The sequence below is a fragment of the Mumia sp. zg.B17 genome (genome assembly GCF_019550915.1).
In the GTDB taxonomy this organism is placed as follows: domain Bacteria; phylum Actinomycetota; class Actinomycetes; order Propionibacteriales; family Nocardioidaceae; genus Mumia.
Map to the genome: position 1 here is coordinate 335,171 of NZ_JAHWCI010000002.1, position 20,631 is coordinate 355,801.

The 20,631-nt window shown below is 70.6% G+C and carries 18 protein-coding genes; 14 read left to right on the forward strand and 4 right to left on the reverse strand.

Annotated features, from left to right (window positions below):
* The first annotated feature begins 9 nt into the window (after positions 1 to 9).
* The 8 genes from mtrA to secA all read left to right on the forward strand — a co-directional run bounded on the left by mtrA (position 10) and on the right by secA (position 10,596).
* On the forward strand, positions 10 to 720 hold the full coding sequence (gene mtrA, locus KV097_RS02915; RefSeq protein WP_308289328.1) for an MtrAB system response regulator MtrA: 711 nt from the start codon (positions 10 to 12) through the stop codon (positions 718 to 720).
* Between the two features lie 5 nt (positions 721 to 725).
* Entirely contained in the window at positions 726 to 2,372 is a 1,647-nt protein-coding gene (gene mtrB, locus KV097_RS02920; RefSeq protein ID WP_220365031.1) for an MtrAB system histidine kinase MtrB, read from the forward strand.
* Complete coding sequence (locus KV097_RS02925) at positions 2,369 to 4,150, forward strand: LpqB family beta-propeller domain-containing protein (protein ID WP_220365032.1); 1,782 nt, start codon at positions 2,369 to 2,371, stop codon at positions 4,148 to 4,150. Before mtrB ends, KV097_RS02925 begins: the two co-directional genes overlap by 4 nt.
* A 114-nt stretch (positions 4,151 to 4,264) precedes the next feature.
* Entirely contained in the window at positions 4,265 to 5,005 is a 741-nt protein-coding gene (locus KV097_RS02930) for a ComF family protein (protein ID WP_220365033.1), read from the forward strand.
* 126 nt (positions 5,006 to 5,131) lie between these two features.
* Complete coding sequence (gene hpf / locus KV097_RS02935) at positions 5,132 to 5,785, forward strand: ribosome hibernation-promoting factor, HPF/YfiA family (RefSeq protein WP_220341872.1); 654 nt, start codon at positions 5,132 to 5,134, stop codon at positions 5,783 to 5,785.
* A gap of 26 nt (positions 5,786 to 5,811) precedes the next feature.
* Positions 5,812 to 6,486 (forward strand): response regulator transcription factor, encoded by a 675-nt coding sequence (locus tag KV097_RS02940; RefSeq protein WP_220341871.1) that lies wholly within the window; start codon positions 5,812 to 5,814, stop codon positions 6,484 to 6,486.
* Positions 6,483 to 7,727, forward strand: coding sequence for a DNA glycosylase AlkZ-like family protein (locus tag KV097_RS02945; protein ID WP_308289314.1), 1,245 nt, complete (start codon positions 6,483 to 6,485; stop codon positions 7,725 to 7,727). Before KV097_RS02940 ends, KV097_RS02945 begins: the two co-directional genes overlap by 4 nt.
* A 142-nt stretch (positions 7,728 to 7,869) precedes the next feature.
* Positions 7,870 to 10,596 (forward strand): preprotein translocase subunit SecA, encoded by a 2,727-nt coding sequence (secA, locus tag KV097_RS02950; protein WP_220365133.1) that lies wholly within the window; start codon positions 7,870 to 7,872, stop codon positions 10,594 to 10,596.
* A gap of 245 nt (positions 10,597 to 10,841) precedes the next feature.
* Here the strand turns inward: secA and KV097_RS02955 are convergent, their stop codons facing one another.
* A complete protein-coding gene (locus tag KV097_RS02955) occupies positions 10,842 to 11,459 on the reverse strand; it encodes an Rv3235 family protein (protein WP_220365034.1) in 618 nt (205 codons plus the stop codon).
* On the reverse strand, positions 11,456 to 12,298 hold the full coding sequence (locus KV097_RS02960; RefSeq protein ID WP_220365035.1) for a LysM domain-containing protein: 843 nt from the start codon (positions 12,296 to 12,298) through the stop codon (positions 11,456 to 11,458). The genes KV097_RS02955 and KV097_RS02960 overlap by 4 nt, the downstream gene beginning before the upstream one ends.
* Before the next feature lie 98 nt (positions 12,299 to 12,396).
* Between KV097_RS02960 and KV097_RS02965 the strand changes: the two genes are divergently transcribed.
* A complete protein-coding gene (locus tag KV097_RS02965) occupies positions 12,397 to 12,906 on the forward strand; it encodes a hypothetical protein (RefSeq protein ID WP_220341868.1) in 510 nt (169 codons plus the stop codon).
* Here KV097_RS02965 and KV097_RS02970 read toward each other — a convergent pair.
* Positions 12,890 to 13,162 (reverse strand): AlpA family transcriptional regulator, encoded by a 273-nt coding sequence (locus KV097_RS02970; protein WP_220341867.1) that lies wholly within the window; start codon positions 13,160 to 13,162, stop codon positions 12,890 to 12,892. The two genes, KV097_RS02965 and KV097_RS02970, sit on opposite strands and share 17 nt — an antisense overlap.
* 102 nt (positions 13,163 to 13,264) lie before the next feature.
* On the opposite strand from KV097_RS02970, the gene KV097_RS02975 reads away from it, so the two are divergent.
* From KV097_RS02975 to KV097_RS02990, 4 genes are read left to right on the forward strand one after another with little or no spacing between them, the layout of a single operon-like run.
* Positions 13,265 to 13,966 (forward strand): SAF domain-containing protein, encoded by a 702-nt coding sequence (locus tag KV097_RS02975; protein ID WP_220365036.1) that lies wholly within the window; start codon positions 13,265 to 13,267, stop codon positions 13,964 to 13,966.
* Positions 13,963 to 15,198, forward strand: coding sequence for a hypothetical protein (locus KV097_RS02980; RefSeq protein ID WP_220365037.1), 1,236 nt, complete (start codon positions 13,963 to 13,965; stop codon positions 15,196 to 15,198). Before KV097_RS02975 ends, KV097_RS02980 begins: the two co-directional genes overlap by 4 nt.
* Before the next feature lie 9 nt (positions 15,199 to 15,207).
* Positions 15,208 to 16,665, forward strand: coding sequence for a wax ester/triacylglycerol synthase family O-acyltransferase (locus tag KV097_RS02985; RefSeq protein WP_220341864.1), 1,458 nt, complete (start codon positions 15,208 to 15,210; stop codon positions 16,663 to 16,665).
* Entirely contained in the window at positions 16,662 to 16,991 is a 330-nt protein-coding gene (locus tag KV097_RS02990) for a hypothetical protein (RefSeq protein WP_220345221.1), read from the forward strand. The genes KV097_RS02985 and KV097_RS02990 overlap by 4 nt, the downstream gene beginning before the upstream one ends.
* 6 nt (positions 16,992 to 16,997) lie before the next feature.
* On the opposite strand, the gene KV097_RS02995 is transcribed toward KV097_RS02990, so the two are convergent.
* Positions 16,998 to 17,972 (reverse strand): ThuA domain-containing protein, encoded by a 975-nt coding sequence (locus KV097_RS02995; protein ID WP_220365038.1) that lies wholly within the window; start codon positions 17,970 to 17,972, stop codon positions 16,998 to 17,000.
* Between the two features lie 303 nt (positions 17,973 to 18,275).
* Between KV097_RS02995 and KV097_RS03000 the strand changes: the two genes are divergently transcribed.
* Positions 18,276 to 20,621 carry a PQQ-dependent sugar dehydrogenase gene (locus tag KV097_RS03000; protein ID WP_220365039.1) on the forward strand — a complete coding sequence of 782 codons (2,346 nt, stop codon included), beginning with the start codon at positions 18,276 to 18,278 and terminating at the stop codon, positions 20,619 to 20,621.
* Positions 20,622 to 20,631 lie beyond the last annotated feature (10 nt).

Sequence of the window (20,631 nt, forward strand, 5' to 3'; positions counted from 1 at the left end):
AGGGAGCCGGTGGTCAATGACGACCAACCGGCCCCTGCCCGGTACGGCGGCAAGATCCTCGTGGTCGACGACGACCGTGCGTTGGCGGAGATGTTGACGATCGTCCTGCGCGCGGAGGGCTTCGACACGGCGGTGGCCTCCACGGGCACCGCCGCCATCGAGGTGTTCCACAGCTACCAGCCGGACCTGGTGCTGCTCGACGTCATGCTGCCGGGCATGAACGGCATCGACGTCGCCAAGGTGATCCGGGCCGAGTCTGGTGTGCCGATCGTCATGCTCACCGCCAAGAGCGACACCGTCGACGTCGTCCTCGGGCTCGAATCGGGTGCCGACGACTACGTGGTGAAGCCGTTCAAGCCCAAGGAGCTCGTCGCCCGGGTCCGCGCGCGGACCCGGGTCCACCACCAGCCCGACCCCGAGGTTCTTGCCGTCGGTGACCTGGAGATCGACGTCCGCGGTCACGTGGTCCGTCGGGGTTCCCAGGAGCTGTCGCTCACCCCGCTGGAGTTCGACCTGCTGGTCTGCCTGGCACGCAGCCCGCGGCAGGTCTTCACCCGTGAGGTGCTCCTGGAGCGGGTGTGGGGCTACCGGCACGCGGCCGACACCAGGCTCGTCAACGTGCACGTCCAACGACTGCGCTCGAAGGTCGAGCCCGATCCCGACAACCCGACGGTCGTCGTCACGGTCCGCGGGGTCGGCTACAAGGCCGGGAGCTCCTGACGGCCATGGCGCGACGGGCGCCGAGGTGGCTGCGTCGAGGGCTGCTGCGGGTGCGCAACGCGTTGTTGCCCGCGGTGTCGCTCTGGCGACGGTCCATCCAGGCCCGGGTCGTCATCACGACGATGGTGATCAGCGCGCTGGTCATCGGCGGCGTCGGCTGGCTCATGCTCCAAGGTGTCGCCGACGGCATGGTCGAGGCGCGGCGCAACGTCGCGCTCTCGGAGGCCCGCGCCGGGTTCAGCGCCGCCCAGCAGACGCTCGACGTGAGCGCGATCTCCGACGCCTCGGCCGAGACCGACGTGCTGCGCACCCTCGTCACCGACCTGGCGTCGCGGTCGGGCTCGCCGCCGTCCTACCAGGTCCTGCTCGAGGGTCCGCTCGACGGGACGGGCAACGCCGACGCCGCCGTCGTCTCGTCGTCGGGCATCGCGTCGCAGAGCATCCCCGACGACCTGGCGCGCTCGGTCGCGGCCGGTGACGGTGTCGCGTACACCTTCAGCCGCATGCAGGTCGACGGCAGCGACGAGGAGTCGGCGGCCATCCTCGTGGGTGACGTGCTCCGGATGCCCGACGGCACCCAGTCCTACGCGTTGTACTACGCCTTCCCGATGGCAGACCAGGCTCGGACGCTGGCGCTGGTGCGCAACTCGCTGCTGTACGCAGGGCTGGCGCTGGTCCTGCTGTCCTCCGGGGTCGCGTGGCTGGTGACGCGGCAGGTCGTCACGCCTGTGCGGCTGGCGCGCCGGATCGCCGAGCGGCTGGCCGACGGCCGGCTCGAGGAGCGGATGGTGGTGCGTGGCGAGGACGACATCGCCCGCCTGTCGTTCTCGTTCAACCGGATGGCTGAGAGCCTCCAACGGCAGATCCGGCAGCTGGAGGAGCTGTCGCGGTTGCAGCACCGTTTTGTCTCCGACGTCTCGCACGAGCTCCGTACGCCCGTCGCGACCGTCCGGATGGCTGCGGACCTCCTCTACGACAACCGCGAGCACTACGATCCCGCGTCCCAGCGCTCCGCCGAGCTGCTCCAGGCCGAGCTCGACCGCTTCGAGTCCCTGCTCGCGGATCTGCTGGAGATCAGCCGCTTCGACGCGGGCGCCGCGCGGCTCGAGGTCGACGCGGTCGATCTGGTGGAGCTCGTCGAGGGAGTGTGCGTCCACTACGGCCCGCTCGCCGAGCGGCACGGTGTCGAGCTGAGCGTCGTCAACCGCGACGGTCCAGCCGTGGTCGAGGCCGACGTGCGGCGTATCGAACGGATCGTCCGCAACCTCGTCGCGAACGCGATCCACTACTCGGGCTCGGACCGCGTGGAGCTGATCGTCGCCCACGGCCCCACCAGCGCGGCGATCGCCGTGCGCGACTACGGCGTCGGGCTGGAGCCCGGCCAGTCGCAGCTGGTGTTCAACCGGTTCTGGCGCGCCGACCCGGCCCGCGAGCGCAGCCGCGGAGGGACCGGCCTCGGGCTCGCGATCGCTCTGGAGGACGCCGTCCTCCACGGGGGTTGGCTGCAGGCGTGGGGCGAGCCGGGGCTCGGGGCGCAGTTCCGGCTCACGCTGCCGAAGCAGGCGGGCGACGACCCGCAACGGTCCCCGCTGCCACTCGTGCCGACCACCAGCGGTCCTGACACGCGTCGCCGGACGGGAGGTGTCCGATGAAGATCTCGACAGAACAGCAGCCGTCGCGGCGCGCGGCCGGCCGTATGTTCGTGGCGCTCGTCGCGCTCGCGACCGTCCTGAGCGGATGCGTCTCGATCCCGGACAGCGGGGCCGTCCGCTCGGTCGAGGACGGTCGACCCGAGCAGGCATCCCCCGCCCGCTTCCGTCCCGCGGGGCCGGTCGACGGCGCAACTCCCAATGACGTCGTCAACAGCTTCCTCCAGGCGATGATGGCTTCGCCGGTGCGCTACGACATCGCCCGCCGGTTCCTCACCGAGGGGGCGTCGGACGACTGGCGTCCCCGAGACTCCGTGACGGTGTACTCGCAGACGTCGGTGTCGCTGCCGGAGACCCGCACCGGCGGCGAGAGCGTGGGCGTCGACCTCGTGCGCGAGGCGGTCCTCTCCGACCAGGGGCGGTTCACCGTGCCGACGTCGCGCGAGCAGCACCTGGATCTCACGCTGGTGAAGGAAGAGGACCAGTGGCGGATCGCCGATCCTCCGCAGGGCGCGATGATCAAGCAGGACTTCTTCGAGGACTACTACGACTCGTTCAACAGCTACTTCTTCGACGCCTCGGGGAGCCAGCTCGTGGCGGAGCCGGTGCACCTGCCCGACGACGAGAACCTCCCGACGTATCTCGTCTCCTCGGTCCTCAAGGGGCCTCGGGGTGCCGTAGGCGGCCAGGCGCGTTCGTTCCTGCCCGAGAGCTGGGTGCTGGCACGCCAGGTCGAGATCGACGACGCGGGCGTCGCCGTCATCCGGTTCGACGGCTCGCCCGCCGAGGTCCCGCTCAAGGACCGCGAGCGTCTCTCGGCCCAGCTCGTCTGGAGCCTGCGGCAGATCCCCGCGGTCACAGCCGTCGAGATCGTCGTCGGTGAGCGGGCCGTGGCACTGCCGGGTACGCCACGACGCCAGGCGGTGGATGCCTGGACCGAGTACGACCCAGCGGCGGACCGGTCGACGGAGCTGTTCGCGATGGTCGACGGCCGGCTCCGCGTCGTCGACCGGACCCGCACGAGTCCGTTCGGGGGAGTGTGGGGGAGCGACCCGGTGGAGTCCGACGACTTCCGCGTCTCTGTCGACCGCGACCGCATCGCCCTCGTGACCGACGGGCGGAAGGTGGTCCGGGTCTCGCCGTTGACCGGTGAGCCGAAACCCGTCGTCGTCCGTCAGGGCTCCGACCTGCTGCGGCCGAGCTGGGACGCCGCCGGTCGGCTGTGGACCCTCGACCGGACGCGGCGCGGGTCCACCTTGACCGTGGGACGGCCCGGCGAGCGCGCTCGCATCGTTGGTCTCGGGCCGTTGGTCGGGGGCCGGGTGACCGGGTTCGAGCTGTCGCCGGACGGCGCACGATTCGTCGCGACGGCGCGCGTCGCCGGGCGTGACGGGGTGTACGTCGGTGCGGTCCGCTACGAGCCCGAGTCCGAGACGGTGGTGGCCCTGGTCGACGTCAGAGAGATCCCTGTTCCGGCTGAGTCCGGTGTCCCGATCTCGGCTGCCTGGCGCTCGAGCACGTCCCTGGCGCTCCTCGCACGCGCTGCCCAGCGGGCGCCACAGGTGACCCTCGTCGCGATCGACTCCTCGAGTGCGGCTACCGGAGCGGTCCGCGTCGGTCTGCTGCCGCAGGACGGTGCCCGTCAGGTCCTCGCGCCGGGCCTGGTCTCGGCGCCGCTCTACGTGCTCGACGCGCGAGGCATGCTGTGGACGCAGAACAACGACGGCCGGTGGCAGCAGCCCGGGAGCGACCCGGTGGGTTCGGCAGGCTTCGCCGGCTGAGCCCTTCGTGCCGCTCGCGGCGCTCGGTCGTCCCCAGGCCCGCACGTTGCTCGATCGTCCCCAGGACGTCCGAGGGTCGCGGCCCGGCCGGCCGCCGGCCAGCACCCTGAGGACGTGCGCGAACTCCTGAGGGCGGCGGCCGACCTGGTGCTCGGAGTGAGGTGTGCCGGATGTGGTCTGCCCGGCCTGGTGCTCTGCGAGCGGTGCCGTCGAGCGGTCGGTGGCCGACCCGGCATCCGTGCGCCCGACCCCGTCCCGCTCGCACTGCTGCGGCCCTCCTTGGTGGTCCCGGTGTCGCTCACCGCCTACGAGGGCGTCGTCGTCGAGCTGCTGCACGCCTACAAGGAAGAGCCGCGGACGGCTCTCGCACGTCCGTTGGGGGCCCTCCTGGCGGTGGCGGTCCTCCTCGCGCTCGGGGTCGCCGAGGAGCGCGGGTTCGCACTCGGGAGGCGCCAGACCTGGTCGGTCGTCCTGGTCCCGGTGCCGTCGCGGCGTCAGGCGGTGCGCGCACGTGGGTTCGACGCGGGAGCGCAGCTCGCCCGTGCGACCGCGTCGGCCTTGAGGCGACAGGGGGTCCGCGCCCGCGCCGATCCGGTCCTGCGGGTCGGCAGGATCGCCGACCAGGCAGGGCTCGGCGCGGCCGAGCGCGCGGCGAATCTGGCCGGTGCCTACCGCGTACGACGGCCGGTGGCGGGTGGGGCGGCGGTGGTCGTCACCGACGACGTGGTGACGACGGGGGCCAGTGTCGGCGAGGCGGTCCGCGCGCTCACGGCGGCCGGGTCACGGCCCGTCGCAGTGGCGACCCTGGCGGCTACGCGCCGTCTTCGTCGTCCTTCGCAACGTCCCCTAGGGTGACCCGTGACCGCGTTCGCCGCTTCGGTGGAGAAATGCGACGCGGCGGTCTACGGTCGAGATATGTGAACCACCCCCGCCCCGCGTCGGCACCGTCAGCGGTGGCCGACGCTGACCCGAGGAGGCCTCGTGGAAGTTGTCGTGAAGGGTCGAAACTGTGAGATCACCCAGCGTTTTCGTGACTACGTCGACGAGAAGATACCTCGCATCGAGAAGTACGACCAGCGCAAGAAGATTCAGCGCGTCGACGTCGAGCTGACCAAGGAATACAACCCTCGCCAGAGCGGGCGCTGCGAGCGGGTCGAGATCACGCTGCGCAGCCGTGGGCCGGCCATCCGCGCCGAGGCCTGCGCCGACGAGCCTCTCGCGGCACTCGACAAGGCTGTCGACAAGCTCGAGGCCCAGGTGAGGAAGGCCCAGGACCGCAAGCGCGTCCACCGTGGCAGCCGGACCCCGATGTCCGTCGCCGAGTTCGCCTCGACAACCGCGCAGGACTCGCCGGCCGACGAGGAGGAGCCGATCGACGCCGTCCGCTACGCCGGTCCCGTCGAGGTCCGCGGAGAGGGCCCGCTCGTCGTCCGCGAGAAGACGCACCGTGCGAGCCCCATGACTCTCGACCAGGCTCTCTACGAGATGGAGATGGTCGGCCACGACTTCTACCTGTTCGTGGAGAAGGACTCCGGTCAGCCGAGCGTCGTCTACCGGCGCCACGGCTACGACTACGGCGTGATCCACATCGACCCCGAGACCGACGCCGACACGCTGGACACCGCGGTGAGCTGACCTGGCTCGTGGCATGATCGGCTGCGATGAGCTCCGCAGCCGATCATGTCGAGTCGATCCGGGTCCTCCTGGTCGACGACCAAGAACTGTTCCGGCGCGGTCTCCGGATGGTTCTCGAGGCAGACCCAGGGCTCGAGGTGGAGGAGGCCCAGGACGGGCCCTCCGCCGTCGCTCAGGCGACCGCGAGCCCACCGGACGTGGTCCTGCTGGACGTCCGGATGCCCGGGATGAACGGGCCCGAGGCGGCCGCCGCGATCAAAGAGGCGGCCCCGTCGGCCCGCATCGTGATGCTCACGGCCAGCGACGAGGAGAGCGACCTGCTCGGCTCCATCCGCAACGGTGCGTCGGGCTACCTGCTCAAGGACTCCTCGGTCGACCAGGTCAGTGATGCCGTCCGGCGGGTCGCCTCCGGTCAGTCGCTCATCAGTCCGCAGGTCGCGACCCGCCTGCTGGAGGAGTTCCGGCAGCTGGCGACGCGCGGCGAGCCGGAGCCGCGAGGCACCAGGCTGAGCGACCGCGAGCTCGAGGTCCTGCGCCTCGTCGCGCTCGGACACAACAACCGCGAGATCGGTCGCGCGCTCTTCATCAGCGAGAACACCGTCAAGAACCACGTCCGCAACATCCTCGAGAAGCTCCAGCTCAGGTCGCGCGTCGAGGCGGCGACCTACGCGGTCCGGGAGCGCCTGCTCGATCCGCCGTGAGCCGGCCGGAGGAGATGTCGGCGGCGACCGCTCGCCGTACGGTCCTGGCTGCGCAGGGGTTCACCGACCGGCCGCACAACCGAGTGACGATGCGGACGCTCGACCGCGCGCTCGTGCGGACCGGAGTTCTCCAGATCGACTCGGTCAACGTGCTTCAGCGCGCCCACTACCTGCCCCTCTTCAGCCGGCTCGGTCCGTACGACACCACGCTCCTGCATCGCGCGGCGGAGAAGCGTCCACGCCGCCTCGTCGAGTACTGGGCGCACGTCGCGGCGTACATGCCGGTCGAGCTCTGGCCGACGATGCAGCACCGGATGCGCCGCTATCGCGACCGCGGCCACGCCTGGGGTGGAGACAAGGGCCGGCCGGAGATCGCGGACGACCTGCTGCGGGAGGTCGGGACCCGCGGTGCCGTCACGGCGCGCGACCTCGACCCGGCCACCCAGCGGAGCCGGGACAACTGGGGGTGGAACTGGTCGGAGACCAAGTACGCCCTCGAATACCTCTTCCTGGCCGGCGAACTGACGGTCGCTCGACGCAACACCGCCTTCGAGCGGGTCTACGACCTGCCCGAGCGGGTCCTTCCGCGGGCGGTCCTGGACCTGCCTGAGCCCGATCCCGCCGAGGCGGCCCGCGCACTGTTGCGCAGAGCGGCCGCATCGTCGGGGGTGGCGACGGAGGCGAGCCTGCGCGACTACTACCGGATGGGTGTGGCCGAGACCCGCACGGCGGTCCACGAGCTCGTCGAGGAGGGCACGCTGGAGCCGGTCACGGTCCAGGGCTGGCGGCGACCGGCGTACCGGCACACCGCCGCGACCACGCCCCGCTCGATTCGTGCCGCTGCTCTGCTGAGCCCGTTCGACCCGCTGGTCTGGGAGCGTGCCCGCACGGAGGACCTCTTCGGGTTCCGCTACCGGATCGAGATCTACGTGCCCGCGCACAAGCGGGTGCACGGCTACTACGTCCTGCCGTTCCTCCTCGACGACGCGATCGTCGCCCGGGTCGACCTCAAGGCGGACCGGGCCACGGGACGTCTGCTCGTCCGATCGGCCTGGGCTGAGCCCGGCGCGCCGCGTGACCGGGTGGCGGCAGCGCTGGCCGAGCAGCTGTGGTCGGCGGCGGGCTGGCTCGGTCTCGACACGGTCGAGGTGGAGCCGAAGGGGGATCTGGCCGGGGTCCTGGCAGGGGTCGTCGACCGGGCGGTGCCCGGCAGCGGCGGCGTCGAACCTGCCGCGGTGTGACGGCGATCTCCGACACGGTTACGGTTGGCGCCTCCTGTCGCCTAGGATGGTCGAGGTTCTGCTGTCGGTGGCCGCTCTGTCCGGGCCCCCGTCGACGGCTCGGCGAGCAAGTTCTCAGGAGTGCGATTCCGTGCCCAAGGTGATCGACAAGATCCTGCGCATGGGCGAGGGCAAGATCCTTCGCCAGCTGCAGGCCATCGTCAAGCAGGTCAACGCCCTCGAGGACGACTTCGTCGCGATGAGCGACGACGAGCTCCGTGCGATGACCGACGAGTTCAAGGAGCGCCTGGCCGGCGGGGAGTCTCTCGACGACCTCATGCCTGAGGCGTTCGCGACCGTGCGCGAGGCCGCGAGCCGCGTCCTCGGCCAGCGTCACTTCGACGTCCAGATCATGGGCGGCGCCGCCCTTCACCTGGGCAACATCGCGGAGATGAAGACCGGTGAGGGCAAGACCCTCGTCGCCACCCTTCCCAGCTATCTCAACGCGCTGTCGGGCAAGGGCGTGCACGTCGTCACGGTCAACGACTACCTCGCGAAGTACCACGCCGAGTGGATGGGTCGCGTCTACAACTTCCTCGGTCTGACCACCGACGTGATCCTGCCGTCGATGACGCCGGCGCAGCGGCGCGTCGCGTATGCGGCCGACATCACCTACGCGACCAACAACGAGCTGGGCTTCGACTACCTCCGCGACAACATGGCCGACTCGATCGACGAGTGCGTCCAGCGCGGGCACAGCTTCGCGATCGTCGACGAGGTCGACTCGATCCTCATCGACGAGGCGCGGACCCCGCTGATCATCTCCGGTCCCACCCAGGACGAGGTCAAGTGGTACGGCGAGTTCTCGTCGATCGTCGCCCCGATGGAGCGTGACGTCGACTACGAGGTCGACGAGAAGAAGCGCACGGTCTCCGTGCTCGAGCCGTCGATCACCAAGGTCGAGGACTACCTCGGCATCGACAACCTGTACGACGCCGTCAACACGCCGCTGATCTCGTTCCTCAACAACGCGATCAAGGCCAAGGAGCTGTTCAAGCGCGACAAGGACTACGTCGTGATGGACGGCGAGGTGCTCATCGTCGACGAGCACACCGGTCGCATCCTGGAGGGTCGTCGCTACAACGAGGGACTCCACCAGGCGATCGAGGCCAAGGAGAACGTGAGGATCCGCGAGGAATACCAGACCCTCGCGACGATCACCCTGCAGAACTACTTCCGCCTCTACGAGAAGCTCTCCGGCATGACCGGCACGGCGATGACCGAGGCGTCTGAGTTCGACAAGATCTACAAGCTCGGTGTCGTCCCGATCCCGACCAACAAGCCGATCGCCCGTGTCGACGAGCGTGACCTGGTCTACCGCACCGAGGACGCCAAGTTCGACGCGGTCGTCGACGACATCGCCGAGCGCCACGAGATCGGTCAGCCGATCCTCGTCGGCACGACGAGCGTCGAGAAGTCCGAGCGGCTGTCCTCGATGCTCAAGAAGCGCGGCATCGCGCACAAGGTCCTCAACGCCAAGCAGCACGAGCGTGAGGCGTCGGTCGTCGCGGTCGCCGGTCACAAGGGTGCGGTCACGGTCGCGACCAACATGGCCGGTCGAGGCACCGACATCATGCTCGGCGGTTCGGTGGAGTTCCTCGCCGACCAGGCGCTGCGGGCCAAGGGCCTCGACCCGGTCGAGACGCCCGAGGAGTACGAGGCGGCCTGGCCCGACACCCTGGCCGAGGTCGAGAAGCAGGTCCAGGAGGACCACGACGAGGTCGTCTCGCTCGGCGGTCTGGCGGTCATCGGCACCGAGCGGCACGAGTCCCGGCGCATCGACAATCAGCTGCGCGGTCGTTCGGGTCGGCAGGGAGACCCGGGGTCGACCCGCTTCTACCTGTCGCTCCAGGACGACCTGATGCGTCTGTTCAAGGCCGACTGGGTCGACTTCATCCTCACCACGATGAAGGTCCCCGACGACGTCCCGATCGAGAACAAGCGCGTCACCAACGCCATCGCGTCGGCACAGTCGCAGGTCGAGGGCCAGAACTTCGAGACACGCAAGAACATCCTCAAGTACGACGACGTGATGAACCGTCAGCGTGAGGTCATCTACGCCGAGCGTCGTCGCGTGCTCGAGGGCGCGGACCTCAGCGACTGGGTCCGCGAGATGATCACGGACACCATCGCCGGCTACGTCAACGGCGCGACGCAGGGCTTCCCCGACGAGTGGGACCTCGAGGCGCTGTGGACGGCGCTCAAGACGCTGTTCCCGATCTCGGTGACCATCGCCGGCCTCGAGGACGAGCACGGTGGCCGCTCGGGTCTGACCCGCGACATCCTCGTCGAGTCGATCACGACCGACGCACGGACGGCGTACGAGGCCCGCGAGAAGGAGCTCGGCTCGGAGGTCACGCGCGAGCTCGAGCGTCGTGTGGTCCTCTCGGTGGTGGATCGCAAGTGGCGCGAGCACCTCTACGAGATGGACTACCTGCGCGAGGGCATCGGACTGCGCGCCTACAGCCAGCGCGATCCCCTCGTCGAGTACCAGCGCGAGGGCCACGAGTTCTTCACGGTGATGATGGACGCGATCAAGGAGGAGTCGGTCGGCTTCCTCTTCAACGTCGACGTCCAGGTCGAGCCGGAGCAGGACGGCGACGTCGAGGTGTCCGCCAAGGGCCTCGAGGACAACGTCCCGCAGCAGCTCACCTACAGCGGACCCGACGACGTGGCCGGTGGCAGTGGCGTCGAGGTCGAGACCCGCGACGAGGAGGACGACGACCCGTTGGCGCCGAGCGAGAACGAGAGGGTCCGCCAGAACAACGCCAAGAACAGGGCGCGCCAGAAGGCCAAGGCGCAGCGGAAGTCGCGCAAGCGCAACCGCTGACCGCACCACGACGAAGGACTCGACATCGCAGCCACGAGGTGGTCGCGATGCCGAGTCCTTCGTCGTCGGTGCGGAGGTCGGCGCGGAGGTCGGCTGTGGCGGGCGGCTCGTTCCTCGCCGACCACCTGTGCCTCACTCCTCACACCCAGCGCCTCACACCCAGCCCAGTGCCTTTCGTGCCGGGTGCTGCGGGGCTCGGCTGCGGCGGGCGGCTCGTTCCTCGCCGACCACCTCTGCCTCACTCCTCACACCCAGCACAGTGCCGTGCAGACCCACGTCGGATCACGACGGTCGGTGTCGTGCTCCAGTCGTGCCGCCACGGCGCGTGAGCGCCCGTCTCTCACGACGCGGGCGGTGACCTCGGCGACGTCGTCGCGTGGCTTGTAGACGCGGACGCTCGCCACGCGTGCCGCCGACGGCACGCGGGGGTCACGGCCCCGGACGCGGCTGAGGACGGTGAGCCGGTGCTGCATCTCCTCGTACACGTCCGGACGGACGACCCGCGTCAGCTGCTGGAGAGACCGCGTGCCGGCCGTGACCTCGAGCACCGCCTGGACGAACCGGCCCGCGCGCTGCTCGAGCTCGCGGTCGGGAGCCGGCACGAGACTGAGGCGTGGCCGAGTCTCGGCAACCGGGGAGGCGGGCGGCTCGGCCGAGAGCGCCAGCGAGCCCTCGACCAGCGGCAGGGACCACTGGACGGCCCGCTCACGCACGCGTGTCTCCTGGACACCCTTCTGGTTGGCGGTGCCGTCCTCGGTGACGGTGCGTCGACGGGCGCGTCGGCTCCCGCGGTGGGTCGCTGGTGGGACGGTGTGCAGGCTCGTCGCGTTGGCGTCGCGTGTGTGAGTGGTGTCGGTGGTCATCGGGGTTCTCCTTCGTCGAGTGCGGCGGGTGAGGAGGGGGTGTCGGGTGCGGGGGCGCGACCTGGTCGCCGAAGAACGAGCCCGACCCGTAGTGCGTCCGGGTCGGCGCCGATGAGCGATCGGTTCGCGGCGTACCAGCGGCGCCACGACCGGTCGATCCGTCGCGGACCGGCGACGTCTCCGGCGGAGCGAAGCTCGTCGGCGGCGATGCTCCACAACGTCTCGCCGGCACGGACGCGGCGACCCGAGGGCTCCGCGGTCGATCGCACGGAGGTCGAGGGCGAGTCGATGCCACGAGCGGGAGGGGGAGCGCCCTCGGATGCCCTGCGGATGGTCGGTGCACCCTGTGGCGGTTCACCCTGTGGCCACGCAGGTCGCGGCGCCGCGAGGCGCCCGGGTCGGTCGGGCAACGGCAGCCCCTGGAACGCCGAAGTGGGTGGCCGGACAGCAGCGCCCGAGGCAGACGAGGCACCGGATGCTCCGGGTGACCCCGGGGTCGTGGTTGCGGCGGAGGCAGGCGGGGCCACCAGCACCACCGTCGCCGCCACCGCCGCGACGACCGGCCGCCAGGACGGCGGTGACCAGGCCAGCAGCCTCCGCGGAACCGGCCTTCGGATGACGCGACAGATCAGCGCGACCCCGCTGAGGAACGTGAGCCAGGCTGTCGCGGCGACCGCCAGCAGCACGGCGACGGCGCCGAGCAGGGTCTCCAGGCGAGGAGGGTACGGCGCTGTCGCGGATGCCAGCTGGGTGCAGGCCGCCGGGACCCGTCCGATCAGGAGCACGACGGCCGTCGCGGGCAGGAGGGCGGTCAGTCCAGCAAACGGTCGGGTCTTCATCGGCACCTCCTCTTGATGACGTTTGCCTACGTTTGCGTATGTCTAAGCACACGGTCAACCGTTCGTCCACAGGTTCGTCGGGCGCTAGAGTGCGGCACATGCGGTGGGACGAACGGTTCGACGCGCTCGAGACCGACCTGGCCCTGCAGGCCGACGGCGAGAGTCAGGCGGAGCGCGACCGGCAGATCGAGGACCTCGCCGTGGAGCGGTCGGCCGCCGTCTCCTGGGCAGACCGGTGTCTCGGGCGCGAGATCGTGCTCAGCGTCACGGCGGTCGGTCTGGTTCGAGGTGAGCTCGCGATGGCGACCGCGGACTGGGTGCTCCTGCACCACGACGTCACGACCGACTGGGTGGTCTCGATGGATGCTGTGCTCAGCGTGACGGCGGGGACGGGAGCGCCCCTGACCGCGCGCGGGGAGGTGCAGCGGCGTACGACCTGGCGGCAGGCGTGGGCGACGTTCGTCCGCGACCGCGACGTCGTCGTCGTGGTGCTGGTCGACGGCAGCACCGTGCGAGGCACCCCGACACGAGCGGGCAGCGACTACGCGGAGATCGGCGGCGAGCTGGTGCCGTACACGGCGGTCGCGGCGGTCAGGTGTCCGCGCTGACGTCCTCACCGTCGCGCGACTCGTCGCCCTCCACGAACGGGTGCGCGGCGATGTGGTCTCGCGCGGCGGCGTACTGGTCGGCGATGTAGCGCTCGAGCACGTCGGCCTCGACCCGCCACACCCCTCGGCCGCCGACGCGGATCGCGGCCAGGTCTCCGCGCCGGACCAGCGCGTAGACCTGCCGCTCGGAGACGTTGAGCACCTCGGCCACGTCCGACAGCCGCAGGAACCGGGGTGACTCGGATCCGAGAGGCATGCGTCGATTCTGCCAGCAGCACCGCCCCGAGGTCGCGGCCGCACCGTCGATCTGTGGACAGAGGGTGGACGGATCGGACTCCTTTGCGGCATCAATAGGCGCATGCCCACGCTCCTGCCGGGGTCGTCAGCCTCGGCGACGCCGCACACCGACGCCCGCCGCCTTCACCGACCCCGCTGGACCCACCCCCGTGCGGTGACCGGGGCCGCGCTTGTCGCCGTCTGCATGCTGCTGGGCGGTCTGCTCGTCACCAACGTCGCCAAGACCACGGAGGTGTGGGCGGTCTCGGCCGACGTTCGCGCCGGCGAGCCCGTGCGACCAGGAGACCTCGAGCGGGTCGATGTCCGGCTCGATCGGGTTGCCGCCGGGGCCTACCTGGACGAGCCGGACACCGATTCGCTGTCTGACCGGCTCTCGGGGGCGGCATGGGCACGCGACCTCGCGGCCGGCGAGCTCGTTCCGGTCGCGGCCGTGGCGGGCGAGACCGTGGTGAGTGGCGTTGAGGTGCCATTGCAGGTCACCGGGACCGCGATGCCCGCCGACCTCGGCCCCGGCCACCGGGTTGACGTCTGGGTCGCCGCAGAGCAGCCGAGCGCCGGGACGAGGTCGGAGGCCGCCCGCCGCGTCATCGACGACGTCGCGGTAGTCGCGGTGCACGGTGACGGCAGCGCCTTCGGCGAGGGTTCGGTGCGGAGCGTGGTCGTCCTCGTCGAGGACGAACGCGGCGAGGTGCTCCCGCGGGCGCTGGCGGCGCTCGCGGGAGGGAGCGCCACGCTCGTACGGCGGATGGGGCCGTCCGCGTGAGCGTTCCCGTCCTGATCGCCGCGGGTGGCGAACCCTGGGAGGCCGACCTGGTGGCCGCTGCCGTCGAGGCGGACGGGATCGAGGTCGTACGCCGCTGCGTGGACGTGGCCGACGCCGTGGCGACAGCGGCGAGCGGCGCGGTCGGTGTCGCGCTCGTGTCCCTCGGTCTCGCCGGGCTGGACGCCGACGCCGTCCGCCGCGTCACGGGCACCGACGTCCTCGTGGTCGCGGTCGTCGACGACGCAGCCTCGAGTCCCGACGCCGAGCGTCGTGCCGCCGCACTCGGCATCGACTCCGTGCTGCCGTGGACGCGTCTCTCGACGGTCGCGCACCTTGCCGCGACAGCGCGCACCCCGGGTGCCGAGCACGGGCTCCGGCCCGCACCGTCACGGCGGGACGACGCGATCCGACCCGCAGCCGGTGTCCCTCGCGACGGCGTCGTGACGGCCGTGTGGGGACCGGCGGGTGCGCCGGGGCGGAGCACGGTCGCTCGCGGGCTCGCCGCGGAGATGGCCGCCACGGGGAGACGGACGGTGCTGGTCGACGCCGACGTCGACGGCGGCACGCAGGCCGTGGCGCTCGCACTGCTCGACGAGGTGAGCGGTCTGCTCGCATCCACGCGCGAGGCCAACGCGGGCACGCTCACCCCGGCTGCCCTGACCGCATCTCTGCGCTGGATCGGTCCCGACCTGGCCGTCCTCACCGGCCTGCCACGCGCTGACCGGTGGCCGAGCCTGCGGGCCGCGGCGTACGAGGCGGTGCTCGAGACCGCACGGGAGCTCGCCGACGAGGTGGTCGTCGACCTCGGGTTCGCGGTGGACGACGTCGAGGAGCAGGCGTTCGACTCAGCCGCACCGCGGCGGACGGCCGTCACCCGGCACACGCTCGTGGTCGCCGACCGTGTGCTCGTCGTGGGCAACCCCGATCCGGTGGGTCTGGCACGGCTGGCCCGGGCGGTTCTCGACATCCGCACACGGTTCAAGATCGAGCCGGAGATCGTCGTCAACCGGATGCGTGCCACGCTCGGCTGGAGTGCTCGCGAGGTCGCCGACGCGGTCGAGCGCTTCACGACGTTGCGACCCTCCACCTTCCTCCCAGACGACCCGGCGGCGATCGACCGCTGTCTCGTGCACGGCTACACGCCGGTCGAGGGAGCACCGGAGTCAGCGTTCCGGACGGCGTTGTCCACATTGAGCGGCGGCATCGCCGCCCGCCGCCCCGAACTGGCGTAACCTCTACTCGTGCCCCGACGTCTCGATGCCCTCGATGCGGCGTTCCTCGACGAGGAGACCTCCACGACGCCGCGCCAGGTGATGACGCTTGCGGTGATCGAGCCGGGCGAGCGCACCTTCGACTACGACACGCTCGTGCGGGTCGTCAACGAACGCATCGGCCTGGTCCCTCGCTACCGACAAAGGGTGGCGACCGTCCCGGGTCATGTGGGGCCGCCGGTGTGGGTGGACGACGAAGCGTTCGACCTGACCTACCACGTGCGACGCTCCGGCCTCCCCGCCCCGGGCACGAGTGCCGCCCTGCGCGAGCTCGTCAGCCGGTTGATCGCACGGCGTCTCGACGTGTCGCGACCCCTGTGGGAGGCCTACGTCATCGAGGGCCTCGAGGACGGCCGAGTCGCGGTGCTGATCAAGTCGCACCAGGCGCTGGTCGACGGGTCCGTGACGGTGGACCTCGCTCAGGTGCTGCTCGACGAGACCCCCCGCGACCGTGACGTGCCACCCGACGGTTGGGTCCCCCGTGCCGGTCCAGGCAGCATGTCGCTGGTCGCGAGGTCGGTCATTGACACCGCGCTGAGTCCTCGGCGCGCCGCGAGCCGTGTCACGGCGGGGTTCGACCGCCTCCAGTCCGCGGTCGGCAAGGTCGTGCAGACGCTGCCGGTCGTCGGTCCGGTCGCCGCGGACGCCGCAGGGCCGTTCAACCGACGGCTCAGCCAACACCGCCGCTACGTCACCGTGAGCACGCGGCTCGACGACTACCGCCTGGTCCGCGACGCGCACGGCGGCACGGTCAACGACGTCATGCTGAGCACGATCGCCGGCGGCATCCGTGGATGGATGCTCAACCAGGCCATGCCGGTCAGCGACAGCACGCGACTCCGGGCGATGGTCCCGATGTCGGTCGCCGCCCCGGACGGCGCTCCCACCTCGTACGGTTCCACCGTCCGCGGTCACCTGGTGTCGCTGCCCGTCGGCGAGACCAACCCGGTCGTCCGCCTGCACCAGGTCTCGTACGCGCTCAAGGCGCACAGGGAGACCGGCGTGGCGGTCGCTGCGAACACGCTGGCGGAGCTCCCGGGCTTCGCCCCGACGACCTTCCACGCGGTCGGTGCGCGTGTCGCGGAGACGCAGGACCACCACCCGTACGACCTGGTCGTCACCAACGTGCCCGGGCCCCAGGAGCAGATGTTCATCGCCGGATCCCCGATCGTCCAGACCTATCCGGGGATCCCCCTCATCCCGGGTCGGACGCTGTCGATCGGGGTGACGTCCTACGCCGGCGGCGTCTACTACGGGATGGTGGCCGACCGCGCCGCGGTGGCCGAGCCCGACGTCCTCGGACAGTGCGTCGAGGACGCCCTCGCCGAGCTGGTCGAGACCGCCAGCCCTACCCGCGTGCGCGCACCGCGAGGCGGCGCGCCCGGGCGTCGTGACCGTGCGGCCAGCCCCGGCGAGGGCTCCGCGTGACTCGGCGGGCCTATCTCGCCGTTCGGGCTGCGGACCTGCGGTCCCTCGCCGACACCGGCGAGCTCCCTGGCGACGCGTACGCCTGCGTGGTGGCTGCCAGCGACGACGAGCAGGACGAGTACGACGCGATGGCGGTGGCCGGTGAGATCGCGGAGGAGCGCTGGGGGTCGGTGCTCGTGATCGCGATGCAGGCCGCTGCCGGGCCTGACGGCGAGGTGACCGGTCCGGTCGCGCTGCGCGACGTCGCCGCGATCCACGTCGGCGACGAATTGGCGTGGTATGCAACGCAGGAGCTCGACGCCGTGCTGGAGCAGATCGGCGCCTGACGTCCATCACGCCCGGCAGAAGGGCTTCTTGCCCATCGTGCTGAGAAGCCCGTTGACGACGTGGGTCTTGAACAGGCGTGCCTGCTCGTCGGCGTCCCCATTGCCGTCACCGTCACGCCAGAGCGCGACCTCGTGGCCGAGCGAGGTCACCCAGGCGCGTCCCCCGTCGTAGTACTGGCACCACGTGACCGGGTGCTGGTCGGGATGCCCCGGGTGCCCGTTGAAGCCCTTCCCGCCGCCCTCGAGCGTGTCGGGGTCGACCTCGGCGAGGATGCGGACCCCCGTCGGGAAGGGCGCGAGGTTGTAGAACTCGTCCTTGAGCACGAACCGCTTCGGGAGGTCGGCGACGGAGACGTCGCGACGGCTCGTCTTCTCGACGTGGCCGTTGCGTGACGGCCCGTGGTCATAGAAGGCGGCGCCGCCGAGAAGGCCCTGGAAGTACGGCCAGTGGTACTCGGCGCCCAGAGTGTTGTGCACCGCGACGAACCCGCCGCCGGCACGCACGTACTGCATCAGGGAGGTCTGCGCCGCGTCGTCGAGGATGTCACGCGAGTTGCTGAGGAACACGACAGCGTCGTAGCGGAGCAGCTTGCCGGGGGAGTCGAGCTGGAGCACGTCGTCGGTCCAGTCGACGCTCAGACCGTGCTCCGTACCCCAGCGGCGCATCGCCTGCTGGGCGACGTGGGCGTCGGTCAGCGGTGGGTTCATCCCGGGGGCGAGGCGACGGCCGAGGTGTGCGTGCCGTGAGACGCCGGTGGCGCTGTAGACGAGCACCCGGTCGACGCCATCGGTCTTGAAGGCGGTCTCCCAGTCGTGGTAGCACCCGGGATCGGTGCCGCGACAGACGCCGTAGTCGGCGCGGCTGTCGTCGTCGACCGCCCAGCGCGGCCCGCCCCGGTCGGCGGTCGAGGGCCAGGCAGCGAGCACGGTGGCACCCACGAGCAGGGCGGCGGCGCCCGCCAGGACAGTTCTGATCCTCATGACATCTCCCTCGACGCGGCGGAGCCTCCCGCGACACAGCGGGCGGCGCAAGCGCTTCCAGGAGCGCCAGGGCCCGTACGATCCTCCTCGCCGCCGTCCTCCGTCAAGGCCCGCTTGCGGGCGCCTGGGTCAGCCGGAAACCTATCTTGACGTGACGTACGTCATACGCCTACCGTTCACGAAAGCGTTTACGAAAGCGCTTCCAGCACGTCTCTCGGGGATCCGGGCCGTCAGGACGCACATTCCTGCCGCCGGCTCTCGGGCTGTCCGAGAAACCCTCTGACGACACGGACGGTGGATGGAATGACCCAGCGAAGGTGGAGTCTCCTCGCCGCGGCCGCACTGGTCGCAGCGACGATGACCACGACCACGACAGCCGCGGGCGCGGGCGCGGCAGATCCCGCACCTCCCGCACCTCTCACCGACCCCCTCCCTGAGCCGGTCATGGCCGACTTCGGACTGGTGGTCAAGGAGGTGGCCCAGTTCCCCAAGTCGGAGCCGACGCCAGCCCCGACCGACCCGCGCCTCATGCGGCAGGCGCGCATCAACTATCTCGGCGAGATCCCCGACGGCTCTCGGCGCCTCTCCGTCCCCGATCTCAACGGCACGCTCTATCACCTCGCGCGCGGCAGGGGGAAGCGCGGCACGATCGGCCCGCCGACGCCGTACCTCGACGTCAAGGCGGAGGTCGGTCCCGACTTCTTCTCCGGTGCGGGCATGGGCAGCGGGTTCGGCTTCGTCACCTATCACCCCGAGTTCCGCAAGAACGGGAAGTTCTACACCGTCCACACCGAGGCGTTCGGTGCGCTCACCACCAAGACGCCGGACCTGACGCCTCAGCCCAACACCGCCTTCCACGGGGTCATCACGGAGTGGACGGCCGCGGATCCCAAGGCGCGCACCTTCAGCGGCACGCACCGCGAGGTGTTGCGTCTCGGCTTCGCGACCCGGATCCACGGGATCCAGCAGATCGAGTTCAACCCGACCGCCGAACGCGGTGACGAGGACTACGGCTTGCTGTACGTCGCGGCCGGCGACGGAGGCGTCGGCGTCAACGGCGACGAGCCGCAGCGACTGGCGACACCCCAGGGCAAGCTGCTGCGGATCGACCCCGCGGGCTCCGACAGCGACAACGGGAAGTACGGCATCCCGCCCAGCAACCCGTTCGTCGGGACGCCGGGCGCGATCGGCGAGATCTGGGCGTACGGCTTCCGCGACCCGCACCGGTTCAGCTGGGATACCGGTGGCCGGCATCGGCTGCTCCTCGGCCACATCGGCGAGAAGGATGTCGAGGCGATCTATGATCTCCGCGCCGGTGACAACGCGGGCTGGAGCGAGCGCGAGGGATCGTTCCTGTTCGACAAGTCCGACCGCTGCAACCTCTACCCGCTGCCGGAGAACGACGCCGAGAACGGCTACACCTACCCGGTCGCTCAGTACGACCACAACCCGCCGCCGGGCTTCCCGTGCGGTGCCGACGTCGGACACGCCGTGAGCGGCGGCTTCGTCTATCGAGGCGGGGACGTCCCCAAGCTGCGGGACAAGTACCTCTTCGCCGACCTCGTGGACGGTCGGGTGATGTACACCGAGAACCGCGAGATGCGGCGTGGCAAGCCGTCGGCCCAGATCCACGAGCTCACGCTGTTCGACGAGCGTGGCAACGAGGTGACGACGCCGGTGCTGGCGGGCGACCGTCGTGTCGACCTGCGGCTCGGTCGTGACGGCGACGACGAGCTCTATCTGCTCGCCAAGGCGAACGGCAAGATCTGGAAGATCGTCGGGACCAAGAAGATCACGCGTGATCGTGACGTGCACCCGGCCTTGTCGCCGTACCTGGTCTCGCACTACGACTTCGAGCGCCCTCGCGGTGATGTCGAGCGTGACCGTGGTCCGTCCGGCACGGACATCGACCTGATCAACGGCGGCTCCGACATGCGGGTCAAGGACGGCGCGTTCCGGGGCAGCAGGCGCTCGCTCCAGATCCGCAACGCCGATCCCGTGACCGGTCGGCTGGCGTGGAAGGCGGGCGTGTACGACGACGACGCCGACGGTGTGGAGTCCTTGTCGCGCTTCAACGGAGTCAAGGGAACCACGGTGATGGGCTGGTTCAAGATGACCGGCGAGAACCCGTCGCTCAACACCAACACCCCCGCCCCGGACGACCGCTACAACGCCGTCGGGCTGGCCGGCGTGCTGGCCGGGAACTCCGACGGCCACGGCGTCCGTGCCCTCCTCGAGCTTATCGACGTCGGAGGCGAGCTCCGGCTCGTCGCCCTCGGACGCCGCGTCGACACCGGGGCGTCGCAGACGTTCGCCGCGTCGGAGGACTGGCGCACCCTGCTCCCGCATGGTGAGTGGGTCCACCTCGCCGCGACGTTCGACTACGCCAACGGCACGATGGCGCTCTACAAGAACGGCAGGCCGATCCCGGGCTTCTACACCCGGACCGACGATCCCTGGAGCAACAGCGCACTGGGGGAGGAGACGACGTCGGCGACCAACCCCCGCGGCATCAAGATCGGTGGCAGCTTCCCGCAGGACGGCTCCGAGCGGAATCCGTGCAACTGCCGCATGGACAGCCTCATGTTCCTCGACAGCTCCCTGACGAAGCTGGAGGTGAACCAGCAGTTCCGTCGCGTCGAGCGGTGACGTGACCGGG

Excerpts from the sequence above, each read along its gene's own strand:
- KV097_RS02965 (WP_220341868.1), top strand. The coding sequence starts at position 12,397 with ATGCGGTGGGACGAACGGTTCGACGCGCTCGAGACCGACCTGGCCCTG.
- KV097_RS02960 (WP_220365035.1), bottom strand. The coding sequence starts at position 12,298 with ATGAAGACCCGACCGTTTGCTGGACTGACCGCCCTCCTGCCCGCGACG.
- KV097_RS02970 (WP_220341867.1), bottom strand. The coding sequence starts at position 13,162 with ATGCCTCTCGGATCCGAGTCACCCCGGTTCCTGCGGCTGTCGGACGTG.
- KV097_RS02995 (WP_220365038.1), bottom strand. The coding sequence starts at position 17,972 with ATGAGGATCAGAACTGTCCTGGCGGGCGCCGCCGCCCTGCTCGTGGGT.
- KV097_RS03000 (WP_220365039.1), top strand. The coding sequence starts at position 18,276 with ATGACCCAGCGAAGGTGGAGTCTCCTCGCCGCGGCCGCACTGGTCGCA.
- KV097_RS02925 (WP_220365032.1), top strand. The coding sequence starts at position 2,369 with ATGAAGATCTCGACAGAACAGCAGCCGTCGCGGCGCGCGGCCGGCCGT.
- KV097_RS02955 (WP_220365034.1), bottom strand. The coding sequence starts at position 11,459 with ATGACCACCGACACCACTCACACACGCGACGCCAACGCGACGAGCCTG.
- KV097_RS02940 (WP_220341871.1), top strand. The coding sequence starts at position 5,812 with ATGAGCTCCGCAGCCGATCATGTCGAGTCGATCCGGGTCCTCCTGGTC.
- mtrB (WP_220365031.1), top strand. The coding sequence starts at position 726 with ATGGCGCGACGGGCGCCGAGGTGGCTGCGTCGAGGGCTGCTGCGGGTG.
- KV097_RS02975 (WP_220365036.1), top strand. The coding sequence starts at position 13,265 with ATGCCCACGCTCCTGCCGGGGTCGTCAGCCTCGGCGACGCCGCACACC.